At 44.5% G+C, this 15,084-nt stretch carries 15 protein-coding genes; 1 reads left to right on the forward strand and 14 read right to left on the reverse strand.

Annotated features, from left to right (window positions below; genetic code table 11):
• Positions 1-176 precede the first annotated feature (176 nt).
• The 11 genes from LDK34_RS11055 to LDK34_RS11100 all read right to left on the reverse strand — a co-directional run bounded on the left by LDK34_RS11055 (position 177) and on the right by LDK34_RS11100 (position 7,375).
• Entirely contained in the window at positions 177-1,466 is a 1,290-nt protein-coding gene (locus LDK34_RS11055; protein WP_178942048.1) for a hypothetical protein, read from the reverse strand.
• Between the two features lie 92 nt (positions 1,467-1,558).
• Positions 1,559-1,684, reverse strand: a complete 126-nt coding sequence (locus LDK34_RS12620) for a hypothetical protein (RefSeq protein ID WP_263863213.1) — start codon at positions 1,682-1,684, stop codon at positions 1,559-1,561.
• 92 nt (positions 1,685-1,776) lie between these two features.
• Entirely contained in the window at positions 1,777-2,103 is a 327-nt protein-coding gene (locus tag LDK34_RS11060) for an AzlD domain-containing protein (RefSeq protein ID WP_236941839.1), read from the reverse strand.
• A complete protein-coding gene (locus tag LDK34_RS11065) occupies positions 2,090-2,797 on the reverse strand; it encodes an AzlC family ABC transporter permease (RefSeq protein ID WP_178942047.1) in 708 nt (235 codons plus the stop codon). The genes LDK34_RS11060 and LDK34_RS11065 overlap by 14 nt, the downstream gene beginning before the upstream one ends.
• A gap of 36 nt (positions 2,798-2,833) precedes the next feature.
• On the reverse strand, positions 2,834-3,391 hold the full coding sequence (locus LDK34_RS11070; protein WP_178942046.1) for a GNAT family N-acetyltransferase: 558 nt from the start codon (positions 3,389-3,391) through the stop codon (positions 2,834-2,836).
• Positions 3,388-3,945, reverse strand: a complete 558-nt coding sequence (locus LDK34_RS11075; RefSeq protein WP_178942045.1) for a GNAT family N-acetyltransferase — start codon at positions 3,943-3,945, stop codon at positions 3,388-3,390. The genes LDK34_RS11070 and LDK34_RS11075 overlap by 4 nt, the downstream gene beginning before the upstream one ends.
• Positions 3,942-4,427, reverse strand: coding sequence for an ASCH domain-containing protein (locus tag LDK34_RS11080; protein WP_178942044.1), 486 nt, complete (start codon positions 4,425-4,427; stop codon positions 3,942-3,944). Before LDK34_RS11080 ends, LDK34_RS11075 begins: the two co-directional genes overlap by 4 nt.
• 844 nt (positions 4,428-5,271) lie before the next feature.
• Positions 5,272-5,565: a metal-sensing transcriptional repressor gene (locus LDK34_RS11085; protein WP_178942043.1), complete on the reverse strand. Its 294-nt coding sequence runs from the start codon at positions 5,563-5,565 to the stop codon at positions 5,272-5,274.
• A gap of 88 nt (positions 5,566-5,653) precedes the next feature.
• Entirely contained in the window at positions 5,654-6,316 is a 663-nt protein-coding gene (locus tag LDK34_RS11090) for a nitroreductase (RefSeq protein WP_178942042.1), read from the reverse strand.
• Between the two features lie 50 nt (positions 6,317-6,366).
• Complete coding sequence (gene trxA / locus LDK34_RS11095; RefSeq protein ID WP_178942041.1) at positions 6,367-6,684, reverse strand: thioredoxin; 318 nt, start codon at positions 6,682-6,684, stop codon at positions 6,367-6,369.
• 166 nt (positions 6,685-6,850) lie between these two features.
• Positions 6,851-7,375, reverse strand: a complete 525-nt coding sequence (locus LDK34_RS11100) for an NUDIX hydrolase (RefSeq protein WP_236941840.1) — start codon at positions 7,373-7,375, stop codon at positions 6,851-6,853.
• 136 nt (positions 7,376-7,511) lie between these two features.
• Here LDK34_RS11100 and LDK34_RS11105 point away from each other — a divergent pair, with 136 nt between their 5' ends.
• The gene (locus LDK34_RS11105) at positions 7,512-8,690 is read left to right on the forward strand and encodes an AbrB/MazE/SpoVT family DNA-binding domain-containing protein (protein ID WP_236941841.1); all 1,179 of its coding nucleotides are present in this window, start codon (positions 7,512-7,514) and stop codon (positions 8,688-8,690) included.
• A 189-nt stretch (positions 8,691-8,879) separates the two neighbouring features.
• Here the strand turns inward: LDK34_RS11105 and LDK34_RS11110 are convergent, their stop codons facing one another.
• From LDK34_RS11110 to LDK34_RS11120, 3 genes are all read right to left on the reverse strand, one after another.
• Positions 8,880-12,323, reverse strand: coding sequence for an MBG domain-containing protein (locus LDK34_RS11110; protein ID WP_236941842.1), 3,444 nt, complete (start codon positions 12,321-12,323; stop codon positions 8,880-8,882).
• An 894-nt stretch (positions 12,324-13,217) separates the two neighbouring features.
• Positions 13,218-14,171 carry a LacI family DNA-binding transcriptional regulator gene (locus LDK34_RS11115; protein WP_178942037.1) on the reverse strand — a complete coding sequence of 318 codons (954 nt, stop codon included), beginning with the start codon at positions 14,169-14,171 and terminating at the stop codon, positions 13,218-13,220.
• A 72-nt stretch (positions 14,172-14,243) separates the two neighbouring features.
• Positions 14,244-15,059 carry a Cof-type HAD-IIB family hydrolase gene (locus LDK34_RS11120; RefSeq protein ID WP_178942036.1) on the reverse strand — a complete coding sequence of 272 codons (816 nt, stop codon included), beginning with the start codon at positions 15,057-15,059 and terminating at the stop codon, positions 14,244-14,246.
• Positions 15,060-15,084: the final 25 nt, after the last annotated feature.

The raw sequence follows: 15,084 nt of genomic DNA on the forward strand, positions 1-15,084 counted from the left end.
AACATATATGATAATCTGCGTCTGACATAAAACCCACCTGCCTTTCCTAGGTTGACCTGAGTTATCGCTACAAACCCATTATAGGGGACACGCCCAAAAAAGTTCAAGCGAACCTACCCATTTCTGAGCGTTTTTTAATTAAGTAAGATAATTATGTTATAGTTACCTAACTTTTACTATTTGATGGTCATTGCATAGCCTGGCTTTAAGGTGTCATGAACAGCCTGATAACCCGCTTGTTGATAGTAAACAGTTGCCATTTTTCGCAAGTCATACGAACGCTGATCCAATTGGTCTTGACTTGGTGTTGCGTATCCGTTGCTCATCGTCAAACCCATGATGTTAGCCAGCTTGCTCGTCTGCGCAGTCTCGTCATGTAATGAATAAAAACTGACATCGTTGCCTGCAATATTGGCAATAAACATATCATCCATGGCTTTAGCCACTGGACTGTAGCTGTTAAACATAATGATTGGATGACCGTTGTTAGCGATCCAATGATAATAAAACGTTGCACCACCAGTGCTATTCTTGGTAGCAAATAAAGTTGCCGGATCCTGACCTTCCATGGCCCAATATGCCATGAATGTTAGACTAGCCTGATCTGCTTCCGATAACTGTTTCATCGTCGCGTTATCGGCAGGTTTGGCCTTTACCACATCTGCAATTGGCGTGGATGGCATTGGCAGGTCATCATCCGTAGCATCATTGCTATTTGAACTCTCCGCAGCGTCGCTAGCTGCTGAGCTTGACGACGGTGATGAAGAACTATCACCTGAATCATCATAGCTTGTCTCATCACTGCTAGACCCGCTAGTCGCTGAATTTGTTTCAATCGGTTGGGTGATTGAATGGCTCGTTTCAAACGGACTAGTTGCCCGCGGAATTGCCTTAGTGACGGCGCCTAGACCCAGCCAGAGTGAAATGATTAGCAATCCAATAAGTAACAAACGCCGCAGACCAAACAACTGGCGCCGCATGACTGCAGGGATTGCGTAAATATCATGAGCCGATTCATTTGCCTCTGCAACTTGAACTTCGTCCACTCGTTTCAGCAGCAAAAAGCGCAGTAATGATGCGCCTAAGACACTAAAGATCATCAAGACTAAGGCCACGTTTCGTGTCGACGTGTGGTCACTGAGAAACCAGTTCATTGCCGCCCGGCCGTTTGGAAACGTCGTATACAGGTTGAACTGCTCACACAAGGCCCACAAGGCCATGAAACCGGCCAGCACAAACAGCCCAATCATTATCCGCCGAAGGTACATCACGTGTTGGCGACGATAAATCGTCCGTACATAAAAGCGTTGTGCACCGGCAATTTGAGTCGGCGTCGCCATCTTATCCGCCGTTTGGTGCCAACGAACTAAGCGACGTTTGACTAGCCAAAGAGTGGTAGCCACCGCGGCTAGGCCCAGCACAACAATCACTAAAATAATTAACCATATTACCTGCCACACTTCCACACGGGCACTTCCTTTTTCGAAATTCATTTTTTAGGCAAAGAAAAGCGTTCATCCCAATTTGAAATGAACGCTCTAAAACTTATCATAATTGGTTATAGTTCGGTTGTTTCTTTAACTGTTGTGTCAGTGTTCGACATGCGGCGTGCAAGCTTCACATCACAAACAACTAACCCAACGGTTGTAACAGCTAATAATCCAATTGCTAACAAGGTTTCCATAATAATCACCCTCGCTTTGTCAGTAATTTTGTATGAGTATATCATGCTTTAGGTCAAACACCTAATGTTTTGCACAAACATTTTGAATCCGTTTACATAACCGCTCTTAATATCGCTAACGACACAACTCCGACGAGCACAATCCACAGCAGGCTTTTAGTAATAACAGCCGTAATCACAGTGGGAACCGACGCAAACAAGTTTTCATAGTTCACACTCGGCAAATGACCCAGATGTTGCGTAAACAAATTTGTTACCCACAGCGCAGTCATAATCGTGATGGGCACGAAACTCAGTAATTCGACCACTAACGGCGGCAAACTATGATTTTTTAAAAGCACAAAGGGCAACGTTCGTGATAACAAGGTCACAATGCCACAGCCGACAATGGTTAAAAGTACATAACTAGTAGAAAGCATGTTTGATAACCACCCCCGTCGCACAGCCTAACAGCGTGCCCACAACAAGCAACAGATTCCCTGGAATGAAAATAAGCCCCAAATAAATAATGACTGCTTCAGCCAGAATCACGATCAGTTGCAGTGACTTAGCCAATGAACGATCCGCGATAACTTGCAAATACAGTAACCCGATAAACATGGCGACTAATGCGAAATCTAGACCGAGTCGCTCTGGATGGGCAACCAATTGCCCCAGCAGCGCGCCGACACCTGACGCGATCATCCATGTAAAGTAAGCAATTAAATTAGCAGTATTAAACCACTCAAATGACATTTTGTGTTCTGTATAATTCACCTTATTCATGCTCAACGCGAAACTTTCATCGGTCAATAACGCGCCAATGAAAATATTGCGCCACATGCTATCTTTTTTGAAATAAGGTGCAACTACCGTACTCATTAAGATCATCCGCGCGTTTACCAAAAAAACGGCGACCATGATTGACACCACCGGATTATGAGATACCAGCATGCTCACCATGATAAATTGGGCGGATCCAGCATATGTAATGGCGGACATCAACACCACCATGAGCACACTCAAACCCACGGACTGACTCACCACGCCAAACGCTAAGCCAATGCCAATATAACCAAACACAGTTGGCAACGTATCCTTAATTGCTGTTCTTATATCGAGCTCATCTGTCATGAAGCTAATCACATTCCTTTACGTTCATTTATAAGCTTAGAATTCTGGCCAGTCTTGGTGATCAGCCATCCATGCTGACCCCATAATGCCGTATTCATATTGGTCAAACCACTTGCCATCTTGATAAAGGCCCTCGCGGTTCACAACTTCACGTTTGAATCCAACACGTTCATAGGTGTGCACGGCCGCCGCGTTATTGCTGTTCACACCCAAACGAACTTTGTACAATCCCATTTCAAAGAAGGCATAGGCTAACATACAATTAATTGCGTCAGTACCGTATCCATGACCACGTTCAGCCGGATCAACGATGCCAATTCCCAATTCACCCACCTGGTTTTTCAACTGAATCTCGTCTAACTCAACCCAACCAACTGGGCTGTCATCAGAAAGTTTACGAACAAACAGCATCATGCGATCTGGTTCATTATTAGCCATCATTTTAACGAAAAAATCGTGAGATCGAACTTTTGCTAAATCCCACTCACTGCTCCGTGCAAATGCACCAGCCCACTGATGTTGCTGAAAGTAATCTGCATCACCCTCCTGCGCCTCAGCGAGTCTGACCAGCCTGCCTCTTAATACATCTTTCATTTTGTTGCCTCCGTTAGCGCACGCCATTCCGTTTGCAAAATTCCGTAACTGTACCGGTCAATTCGTTGGCCATCTTGATATAATGCGCCAACATTGACCCCCTCACGTTTAAAGCCAACCCGTTCATAAATGTGGATGGCCCCGGCGTTATTGCCATTGACTTCTAAATGAACCCGGTGCATGTTCAACTCGTCAAACGCAAACTTCAAAATAATCTGCAACGCATCCGTGCCATAACCGTGACCCTGCTGGCTTTCCACGATGGCGATGCCCACTTCTGCACCACGATTCTTCAGTTGAACATCCCCAAGTGAGATCCAGCCAACCGTCGCTTCCGTATCGTTGGCCCGCACCACATACACGAACTCATCGGTGCCCCAGTGTTCACCCTTAAGATCTTCTTTATAGTCCTCTGGCAGCCATACTCGTGACATGTCCATGCTCAGTTGTCTGAACCAGCCATCAGTCCACTGTTCTTGCGCAAATAATTCTGTATCGCCCTGGCGCAATTCGGTTAAATGAACCAACTTTCCACTCATAAAATTACTCATCATTCGTTTGCCTCCAGATTGTCTGCCAAGCTTGCCTGCGTTGCCCTTAGTTCAAACACTTCACAGCTCATTAATAACCGATTACTAAACTGATAGTGGTCCTGGGCACCTTCTTCACGAAAGAACGCCTCGTGAACCCGGCGCCAATATGCTAACGTACGATCACCCTCACCTTCATGATAGGCATGTTCCGCGGATACCTGCTGATAAGGCATTATCTCCGAAACGACATTCTGAATAATCGCGACTGGCTGATTGTCACCGTTTAAAATTATGTCATAGTCACCAACTTGCGTGACCGCTTCACCCTCAATAAAAGCGGATGTCGTCGCCGTCTTTTTACCTTTAACCACTAAGTCGGCTAATTCGTTTGCCATTGATGTTGTCATCCCAAACGACCATGCTTCCGGTTGTGGTAGTTGCCGACCAATTGACTGACAGTATGCTTGCCAGAATCTTTTCACTGCCGTATTAGTTTGCTTCATGAGTAAGTCCTCCATTGTTGGAATGTCGATATGGTGAATGCTTTTAGAAAATCCGCAGTCCTTGCTCAACTTCTCCTAGGGCTTCGGCATCACTCTATAAAAAAAGCACCCGGCTGCTTGCCGAGTGCATAACCACCATGACGACATTCAGTCCTACGTTAACGTTTAAAAAAGTGCACACTGGTCCCCTTAAACGCAGATACATACGAAATTGTAAATGCATTTGCAAACCAGTTAGCAAACGTTAATGCAGACATTGCAATGTCCTCCCTCACATAATTTACCGAAAATTGCTTGAACCTTACCGAGCTTCGGCATCACTCTTCTAAACGTGCACCTTACTTCTGAATCCTGTGCATAAGCCACAAGTCAAAGCGTTCGGAAAACCACCGAATCATTCGCCTTGTTTCTTATTGCTCGGATTCAACCCGAAGTAAGGCATCACTCTTCTAAAACGTGCACCTGTCGCTCAAGGCCCTGTGCATAACCCAAAGCTGTCATCCTACAAGCAAAGTGCGCTTGCACGCTGCCACCTTTACGTTATTGCTCGAACCTTACCGAGCTTCGGCATCACTCTTAAATTATAAACAGTTTAGCATTCTCATTAGTTTCTAAGCAAGTTGTTTTTTACTTTTCTAAAAACAGTAAAAAAGAAGCTGTGACACAAGTCCGATTTGAGAACGAGCATTAACGTAAGATTGACCTGTTCCCGAACTTTGGGAATAGGTCAATTTTGGGTTAAGCGGAATTCTCAGGACTTTGGAGCGCGATATTGCTCGTATTATTCGTCCCCAAAATAAACTTATGTCATAACCTCTTAAGACACAATATATTCAACTCTGCTTTAACGCGTCTTCATCATCAGATCCAATGACTTCTGCAGTGAAGCAGCTTCCTCACTATCAGCAGCAACGCCCATTTTTTCAACTGTTTGGCGGATGTTTTCAGCGACCACTAATTTCATCGCCTTATCCACACTGGAACGAACGGCAGCCAGCTGAACCAAAATATCCTGACATTCACGGCCTTCATCCATCATGCGCAACACGCCGTCCATTTGACCACGCGAACGCTTTAAACGATTGGTAATTTGCTTGCTGGCCACCGTCTTTTGGGCTGCGTTTGGCACATTCATCATGAGCAAAAACCTCCAAATTAATTTCATCCATTATACCCCACTAGGGATAATGTTTGCTAATCAAAAGGTTCCCGTTCATTGAAACCGGCTACTTTGCAATGTGAACAAAATCAGCCAATGCTAACCGTCCTGGCGCAACCTTATTGATTTTATCATCTACTTTGGCGTGTCCTAAAGCCACGCCCATGACGATTTCTTGATCACTTGGAATATTTAATGCTGACCGTAACACATCGGGATATGCGATCAACGCATACGCTGGCATACTGTCCACACCACGATCCGTGGCACTGAGCATCAACGTTTGCGCAAACGACCCCGTGTCAAACAATGAATACCCCGTGGCGTTGTTCGGAACGGTAAAATACATAACTACGGGCGCATTGAACAAGTTGGCGGCTGCTTGTGTTGTCTGTTCTTCAACATCCGTTGGCGTGTCAGCAATTGTTTCCGCCATTTTTTCGTTCCAATCGGCCATTGCTTGCTGGCTACGTGAGGACCATTGCCCACGGTGAGCAATTGCCAAGTCAGGCGTGCCATTCTGACCGGCCAGTACGCGTTGTTGATTAACCGCACGAATTTGGGCCAGTGTATCGCCAGTAGCAACGTAAACTGACCACGGCTGAGAGTTAGCCCACGAAGGCGCCTGACTGGCATCCTCAATAATTGCCTTAATGGTGTCTAAATCAATGGGCCGATCACTAAAATCTCGAACTGAATGACGACCATAGATTGCTGAACGTGTTTCCATTTTTAAAGCTCCTTTGTCACCTTTAAATTAACGAATTACATCATTCGTTATTATTCTGTCAAATACTTTTCTAACTGCGCTTTCAACAGTGGCTCTGGCCGGAAACCGACCAACTGATCGATAACTTTGCCATCCTTCTTAACAACTAGCGTCGGAATTCCTTGAATCCCAAACGCTGCTTGAACCTGCTGATTTTCGTCAACATCCATCGATGTAAATTTCACTTTGCCGTCATATTGTTCCGCCAGATTATTGATTACTGGCTTCAGCATCTGACACGGTGGGCACCACGTTGCTGAAAAATCTGTAATAACAAGTCCCTTGTCTGTTTCCTGATTAAATGTTTGATCACTAATTTCTGTCACCATGTTAAGCGGCCTCCGTTTGCTTACTTTAAATAAGAACGGTTATTAATATACCCCCATATGTATTTTACGTCAACTACAACGCTTATCTTCCGTAAAAGTTGTTTTAACATCATTGATAACATGGTTTAATTGCCTAAAAACGACGGTAACATGCCCGCTGGGGTAATTACCGTCGTTTCTGAAGTGCTAACCAATTAAGCGCTTTTTGTAACTGCTTGTTTGTATTCGCAATACCTTGTTGCTGTAACTTGTCCACCGCCCGTTCTGGAGAAAACAAAGCGATCTGAGCAACTTCGGCGATCTGTGGTTTCACAGCTGACAATTTGAACGCTCCGCGAAAGGCAAACCAGTCCTCCACCCAATCCGATCCTCGAAAACTATCGTGCCAGTTTAAATCGACCAACGATGTCAGTCCCAATTCTTCATCTATTTCTCGCTTAATTGCTGTTAATGCTGATTCTCCACGCAAAGCAGAACCGCCAGCAGAACAATCCCACGCTCCGGGATGATTCAGTTTGCTCAAACTTCGTTGTTGCAGCAATACCGCCCCATCTTGGTCAAAGATAAACGCATTAACGACAAGGTGGTAACGTCCAGCAGGCACGCGGTCACGACGTTGCTGTTTGCCAACGATATTTCCACGCTCGTCATACTGGTCCCACCATTCATCAACCGTATCCGTCGTTTTCATACAAACATTCCTTTCCAAAACTATTTATAGCCTGTGATTTTTGCTAAAGTTCTGTAAAATGGGACATAGTCACAATTATTTTACGTCGGCAATACCTACATAACCATCACGAATTATCTTTCTAGAGGGAAGTTTTATGAAATCAGAAACAACTCACCACATCACCATCCCCACGCAAGTTGCAGAACATTTGAATGTCAAACCGGGTGACAAACTGCAATTGACGCTGCCGGATGACGACAACGAACAGGTTACCATTCGTCCGGACAAACCAGCGCGTGAACATCAGACATTGCCAACTCGGTGGTTTCTGTTGCCGTCCATCTTAGCCAGTGTCTTATTCTTCGCCTATCTGTCAAACCAAGGGATCAATCAAATCGCACTAGCCGGCACTAATTCTATCGCGAGCGCCGTTATTATCTTGGGGATTGTTAGCGGTTCATTATCATTCTTATTTTTCTACTTTAAACAAAAACGTGACATCCAGCGATGGTTGACTGGATCACTTTATTGGCGCAGCTTCCCGACCATTTGGCTGTCGTTCATGATCATCTTAACGACCTGTTTGTTGGGTTTCTTCTGGTTTGCCGGCATTTTGTTCAAGGGCGCGACGTTTGATCAATTTACGTCGACGTTCATGTTCTTCCTATTCATCAGTCTAATTAACTACCTGATGATCCTGTCGGTCTCAGCGTTATCAATAACCATGATTTTTTCCTTATTGGTGTCGGTCATAGTCGCTGGTGTGTTGTCGTCAATGATCACCAACAGTAACAAACGGTGGTGGGAGCATAACATCAGCTTCCTGGGCACAGAAAAAGCAGCTTACAGTTGGCAATTCAACCTGACCTTAATTGTTTCTGCATTGCTGACGGTCGCGTTGGTCGATTTCATTTTTTCCAGTCTGCGCAAGCAATTCGGTAGCAGCAAACGCATGTTGACACTACGCATCTTATTAACGTTAACTGCTATTTGCCTGGGCGGTGCCGGTGCGTTTGCTAACAACGGTCGTGGTCTAATGCACGAACTTCATGACCAAACAGCCAGTTTCCTAGTCTATTTCATGATCATTACGATCGTCGCTATCCGTTATTTACTACCCAAAGTGACACCAGAGTTTCTGACATTATCGTACATCATTGGCGGCTTACTAGTTGTGACGACAATTCTCTTTCAGCCAGTAGGCTACCTGTCCCTCACCGCTTACGAGTTGGTTGCCTTCATCATGTCGTTTAGCTGGATGTTATTACTACTACAAACATTGCAACGCATGCTGGTTCACGACCAACGCACGTTTACTGTCACAATCGAATAGCTAAACAAAGCTCTTGAATCACACAACCATCTGCGCAGGTGGTTTTATGTTTCGCATGTTTTCGCGCTCAATCCTGTCTAAAGACATTAATAAAATGAGCAATGTAGATAAGCAGTCGCCGCCTATCTACGTTGCTCATTTTATGTTGCTTAAGTCTTTTCCAATTCTAAAAACTATGGTTCACACTTGTCAATTGTCGCGTTTCTTTTTCAACCGGCTTGTAATACTAGCAACTGATGTCAACCACCCTACTAACAACATCATCCAAGCGGCCAATGGAACACCACTTTCACCTGTATGAGGCAGTTTATTCTGGTTAGCCTCTTTTCCTTTTCGTGAGTAAGAATCGACTTGATTACCAGCCTTGCTGCTGATATTAAGTATGGTTGGCGTCTTAGTAATTGTCGCTGAACTAGACGTTGCAGCGTCTGCAAATGGTGTGCAAGCATACGTTTTTTCGATTTTCCCAACTGTAGCGCTCAGCACCTTGCCCGGAATTGGTGTAATGGTGAATGTTCCATTGACTACTGTAATGTCGTAATTCGGGTTATCCGTTGCGTTTGCCAGCACTGTAATAGGGTAAGTACCGGCCTCTTCACCGACCGTTCGGCTTAATTGATAAGTCGGTTGTACGCCTGTAGCCGGTTGCCCTGTCACGGTCACCGTCAACTTTGGATCTGTTTGACCAGCAACTTTGTTGTTATCAATAGCAGTCACCGTAACCGGAGCTTTGTTGATCAGTACTGTACCGGCCGTTACATTAGCCTCGGTCAGTGATGTACCAGGATTGGCTGCTAAAATTTTAGCAATCCCGCTCGCACTTAATGTCACTGTGTATTGGCCCACTTCTGGTTTAACATTAGTCCAATCGAAGTCATTATGGTCAAGGGTTAAATTTTTCACACCGGTCGTATCTGTGATCGTAACCGTCGGTAAAGCGCTGAAATTAAGAGTGCCATCATACGTTTTTTCAATTTTCCCAACGGTAGCGCTAAGCTCTTTAGTCGGAATTGACGAAATGCTGAAAGTGCCACTGATTACTGTAACATCATAGTTTGCATTATCCGTTGTAACCATCGTAATTGTAATGGGGTATGTTCCTACGGCTTCACCGGCGTTTCGACTCATTTGATAGGTCAGCTGAACACCAGCTGCTGGTTGACCTGTCACTGAAGAAGTTAATTTCGGATCAGTCTGCCCAACAACTTTGCTACTGTCATTGGCCTTAATTGTAACCGGGGCCTTGGTAATGGTTAACGTTGTGTTCGTCAAATTTGCCGTAGTAATTGTATAATTTGGATTTACCGCCTGTAATTTGGCCAGGCCTGTCGCACTGAGTTTAACGGGATACTGGCCGACATTTTGGCTGGTCATCCCTGATAAATCGAAGTCACTGGCAGTCCATGTTGGTGCAAGTAATCCTTCAGATAGCTTAACGCCGTATATGGTCGGATCTGTTTTTGAATCGCCATCGTAGACTTTTGAGGCGGACATTAATTCAATTTTAGATTCGGTATTGGGGGTTATAGTAACTGAACCAGTTTTTGTCGTAACTGTGTAGTTTAAATTATCGTCTGATTTTGCCGTTACATTGGTCGTGTATTTTCCGACGTTAACATTAGTCGGAACATCTTCAACTGTGAAATTAAGCGGCGTTCCCGCAGCAGGCTTACCATCAACAGTAGCATCAAACTTTCCCGTGTACGGCTTACCATCATACATCTTGGAAACTGTTGGGGCTGTGATGGTTACTGGAACAGGCAGAATGGCCATTTGGCCTGCTTTAAAAGAAGTCACGTTATAATTTGGATTGCTTTTTCTAAAAGATTCTTGAGCTGCTAGTGTCATATTAACTGGTGCGTAACCCACACTAGAAAAGATGGGCGTTCCGTCTTTAGAAAGAACCCCTGCCAATAAGCCACTTGGCTTTTGGGTTCCAACATTTGGGTTCGTGAATCCGGAAAAGTCAAATTGGGCCAAAAAATCCATAATTTGCTTACGTGTTTTCGGACCATATACCGGATCAGCCAGCATCTTTTCAAGATCGGACTTGCTAACCCCATTAATATCAGGGTGTTCTTTTAGAAATTGAAAAAATAAAGAACTCATGTCTGTATTTGGCATTTTAAATGACATATCACTATCGTTCATTAAAACATCAGGTTCATGTGTGATTGAAATCCACTCACGTGCCCCGTTGAGACTCGCAAACTCCCCAGCTTTTGGGAAGCCAATCGTCGCTGATCCCACGGCATCAGCGGCTGGTTGCGTAAAACTATCCACCCCCGCATCTATTAAATTGTCAAGTGTGATCTTAGTCGTTCCGTCATAAACTTTCAACATCGTGTTACTAACCGTTACCGTTATATTAAGCGGGGTGATGGTAAATGTACCGGCTTTTATATTGTTTGCCGTAATCGTTTGACTTGGATTAGCGGATTGCAATTTTTGGAGCCCTTGTTCGCTCAACCTGATGGGATATGTGCCGACATCCTGACTTGTCACACCAGTAAAATCGTCCTCAGTTAAATCAGGCATGTACATCAATTCAGTCGGTGTTACTGAGACTTTCACTAGGTCATCGGTGCCTGAGTTGTTATCGTATTTTTTCGATGCATTGCCTAAAATCACCTTGATTGTTTCATTGTCTGGATAATCTAAAATACCATCTTTGACTGACAATTGAAGGTTACTTATACCGCTATTTTCCAGCACTTGTTTAGCTGCATTGATTTGACCTTGAATAACACCATTCGGCAACGTTACGTTTAAACTATTTAGCCCGTCATAGGTAATCAAACTATTGTCGGGTAGCTGCATTTTTAATCGTTCAACGTTGGGCACATTTTTCTGCTGATCAATTGTTTGAACAGCATTGGAACTCACGTCTGTGTTTTCTTTTGTAGGTGCCTTATCAGCCATGACTATACTGCTTGCCAGTTGCGCCGCAGATTCGATACTTGCCTGACTATCAATTTTAATAGGTGACGCTTGTGATTTTGCATTTGATATCGCCACTTGGGAGCTCACGACCGAGTCAGCCACATTTGCATCACGTTCATCAGAATTAACATTGGCATTAGCAGGTTGTGGTTCATTTGTGTCGATAAAATTTTGTGTGCTGCTTGTTTTATTAGTGTTCGTGTCCTTAATAGAGCTTACATCTGAACTTGAGGCCACTGATTGAATTGCCTCACTTGAAGTGGCCATTGCTGATTGAACCGACTCTGTCGAAGCACTAGTGGTTCCAACACCACTGCCAAAGCTACCATTACCTAGCTTTCCAATCGATTCAGAAATATCTGCATTCTTAGAAGGCGTATTACTCGAGTTAGCTGTTGATGCCTGCTGTGTAGTATTTGAACTGGCTGTTACTGATTGAACGGTTCCCGTTGAACTATTAGAGGTTCCAAGAACGACTCTGTCAGCACTATTTTGGGTTGTGTTGGTGGAACCAACGTCAGACTTTTGTACAGTCGTGCTCGGCAGTGTATCAGCACGTACCACTTCACCATTAAATAAGCCTACGCTCACACCGAACGTGATAATCCCCGAAAATAACCATACTTTACCCGCTTTATACATCCGATAGTGTTCTTTGAAGTTCTGTCCTTCAATCTTCGATTTTTGCATGCCTTTACCCCTTCCTGGCAAATCAAAAACTGGTCTTCCATATGTTCCTATTATGGCAATTTTGTTTTGCGTTTAAAATATGCATATTTGCAACGGAAATCTAAGGATGTCAATGAAGATCTTTACGTGATTGCATACTAGTTGTTGAACTCCGCCATAGATACATTAGTATCCTGAAACTATAATTGTTATAAAGCAGATTTGTTCTGCCAGATCATCAAGTGCGCAGAATACAAAAGAAGAGCGCTAAACTGCTAACCTGCAGTTTAGCGCTCTTGTCTTTGTGAAATGTGATCTATAAATGGTTTAAACCAGTACTGTGCATCAACAAATAACTATCATACATCTGAAATTTTTAAGCTTTTTTAGACAAAACAAAAGTGAAAGACAGAATATAGAAAATTCATAGCCAATTTAAATTTAATCCGCCAAGGCCAAAACTTGTTTTTCATTCAGCACGCCGTCGTCTTTTTGAATACTGCATTTGCGTATAGGAACGTCCCATGGTCGTCCACAGTCATCGGGAAGAAAGTTCATAATCGGTGATTGCTCAACACATCACAGCCATCGAATCAACCTGATTGACCATTCAATTTTCTGATACACGTGTGTGTCAGTAGCAACGTATTTTTCAAAAGTCTCGACAATCAAACGTTGCAATTGCACCAGATACGAGTGTGGATATCTGAAGGGCGTCAACATAGGAACCAAGCCGTGAAGGTACTGTTAATTCGTGGTTTTCGAATTTACAGTACGGACGGTCGCAAAGACGCGGGGGCTTCACGCGGCTTGGCGGCGAGGTGAAAGACGATGGGCTTCCGGCTTGAACCGGTCCCACGGCGGCGTTCCTATGTTGACAACCGTAAGCGACAGTACTCACATACAACTGCACGATTATTCATCAATATCGATGAACGTAGAAGCAACTGGTCGTTGAGCAACGTGGTCACTGACAGCTAGTTCAAAGGCCCTGCGACCAACTTCGTTAAAGTGATGGTCAATCGTCGGAATGTGGAGCAAAGTGCTAGATAACTGATGTTCCTGCCCCATCAAGCCTGGGACAGCAAGTCCACGATCCAAATAGCATTGCCGCGCATTAGCCACGATATCGTCACCATTGCCAAAAATAAAATCTGGCCGTAAATCATGATCAATGTAATATTGAGCCGAATCATAACCGTCCTGATTATTAACTACACTTGTCCGCACTAATTCAGGACGTGGCAACTCATGAAAGACATCCTTGTAGGCTTCGATCATCGCCTGACTAGTCGCACTCAACGCATATTCGCGGCTGAGCAACATCCCAACTTTTTTGTACCCGTGCGCCTTAATCCATTCAAACGCTGTCTCATAAGTAGAATTGCGTTCGGTAAAGGCAGCTGATAGCGGCAAGTCGCCCGGATCCTCGCAACAAACGATGCGCCCCATTTTTGTATGCGCATCATCACGTGCAAGTTCACTTAACGGAACACCTCGAGAGGTAAAAATGACCGCATCAAAAGCACGTTGTCGCAACTGTTCCAGATAGTGGCGTTCCACCCGCTCATCATATTTTGAAGGCAACAGCACCACACGATACCCCGCTGCAAATGCCGCCTCCATCACACCATTCGTAATTTGAGTAAAGTATGGATGCTGACTGTGTGGCAGTACAACGCCAATATTATGAGTCTTGCCAGTACTCAAATCGCGGGCGACAGCATTAGGAACGTAATCTAAATCCCGCATCACCTGTTCAACGCGTTGCCGAACCTCGTCCGTGACATATTTACGATGGTTGATTACCCGCGACACTGTTGATACTGAGTAACCACTTGCCTTAGCAATATCATGAATATTCGCCACCGTCTGTCACCTCCCGCTTATTAATGGCTTTAGCATAGCAAACTTTCGGCCAGCATGTTAGCAGCAATTAGATCACGATTCAACCAACAGTTGACGAATGCCGTACGCAACGCCATTTTCGTTATTGCTTAGCGTCACCCGCTCACCAACAGCTTTGATTTCCGGTAACGCATTGCCCATCACGATTGCATGACCGACACTTTCAAACATGGGTAGATCATTATGACCGTCGCCGAAAGCAACCAGTTCGTTGGCCTGCAAACGCTCCTGTTGACGGATAAACGCAATGCCTGTAGATTTACGTGCCCGTCTGCTCGTCACTTCGACAAACGTTCGGCCAGATTGCTGAATCGCTACAGTCGGTAACTGCATGGCACGCAGATACGCTTGTAAACGGGTTAATTCGTTGGGATCACGGGTAATCATCATAATTTTAAATAAACGAAGATCAGGCTGTTCAATCAGTTTGCTAAACGGCACCAGCGTTGGCGTTTGGTGCTTAATGTGGCGTTCCAATTCAATACCAGCGTCAATTCGTTCTGCATACCAAGCGTTCATGCTATAGCAACTGACACTGACGTTTGGAAATCGGCGTGTGACTTGGTGTAAAATCTGTTGGGCATCCATTGCGGGAATGCTACTGGCCTGAATTGGTATCAAACGATGCCCCTGCATTTTGAAAATCAGACCACCGTTAAACGCAATTTGTGGTGCCGTCAATTTCAATGCGTTAATAACCGTCATCATTTCCATCGGTGCTCGCGCAGAGACTAATGTGAATGGAATATGACTATGTTCGATGGCCATTTTATTGGCCGGACTCATATTGCCATCACGATCCAACAACGTACCGTCCATATCGGAAAAAATGTGTTTAATGTGTCCCATTCATGCCCACTCCTTGATCATTTAT

Source organism: Furfurilactobacillus milii, from assembly GCF_021654115.1.
GTDB classification, from domain to species: domain Bacteria; phylum Bacillota; class Bacilli; order Lactobacillales; family Lactobacillaceae; genus Furfurilactobacillus; species Furfurilactobacillus milii.

What these genes read in the sequence shown, in the direction of transcription:
- LDK34_RS11080 (WP_178942044.1), bottom strand. Translation starts at nt 4,427, where the DNA reads ATGAAGCAAACTAATACGGCAGTGAAAAGATTCTGGCAAGCATACTGT.
- LDK34_RS11065 (WP_178942047.1), bottom strand. Translation starts at nt 2,797, where the DNA reads ATGACAGATGAGCTCGATATAAGAACAGCAATTAAGGATACGTTGCCA.
- LDK34_RS11120 (WP_178942036.1), bottom strand. Translation starts at nt 15,059, where the DNA reads ATGGGACACATTAAACACATTTTTTCCGATATGGACGGTACGTTGTTG.
- LDK34_RS11110 (WP_236941842.1), bottom strand. Translation starts at nt 12,323, where the DNA reads ATGCAAAAATCGAAGATTGAAGGACAGAACTTCAAAGAACACTATCGG.
- LDK34_RS11075 (WP_178942045.1), bottom strand. Translation starts at nt 3,945, where the DNA reads ATGATGAGTAATTTTATGAGTGGAAAGTTGGTTCATTTAACCGAATTG.
- trxA (WP_178942041.1), bottom strand. Translation starts at nt 6,684, where the DNA reads ATGGTGACAGAAATTAGTGATCAAACATTTAATCAGGAAACAGACAAG.
- LDK34_RS11070 (WP_178942046.1), bottom strand. Translation starts at nt 3,391, where the DNA reads ATGAAAGATGTATTAAGAGGCAGGCTGGTCAGACTCGCTGAGGCGCAG.
- LDK34_RS11100 (WP_236941840.1), bottom strand. Translation starts at nt 7,375, where the DNA reads ATGAAAACGACGGATACGGTTGATGAATGGTGGGACCAGTATGACGAG.
- LDK34_RS11060 (WP_236941839.1), bottom strand. Translation starts at nt 2,103, where the DNA reads ATGCTTTCTACTAGTTATGTACTTTTAACCATTGTCGGCTGTGGCATT.
- LDK34_RS11090 (WP_178942042.1), bottom strand. Translation starts at nt 6,316, where the DNA reads ATGGAAACACGTTCAGCAATCTATGGTCGTCATTCAGTTCGAGATTTT.
- LDK34_RS11085 (WP_178942043.1), bottom strand. Translation starts at nt 5,565, where the DNA reads ATGATGAATGTGCCAAACGCAGCCCAAAAGACGGTGGCCAGCAAGCAA.
- LDK34_RS11105 (WP_236941841.1), top strand. Translation starts at nt 7,512, where the DNA reads ATGAAATCAGAAACAACTCACCACATCACCATCCCCACGCAAGTTGCA.
- LDK34_RS12620 (WP_263863213.1), bottom strand. Translation starts at nt 1,684, where the DNA reads ATGGAAACCTTGTTAGCAATTGGATTATTAGCTGTTACAACCGTTGGG.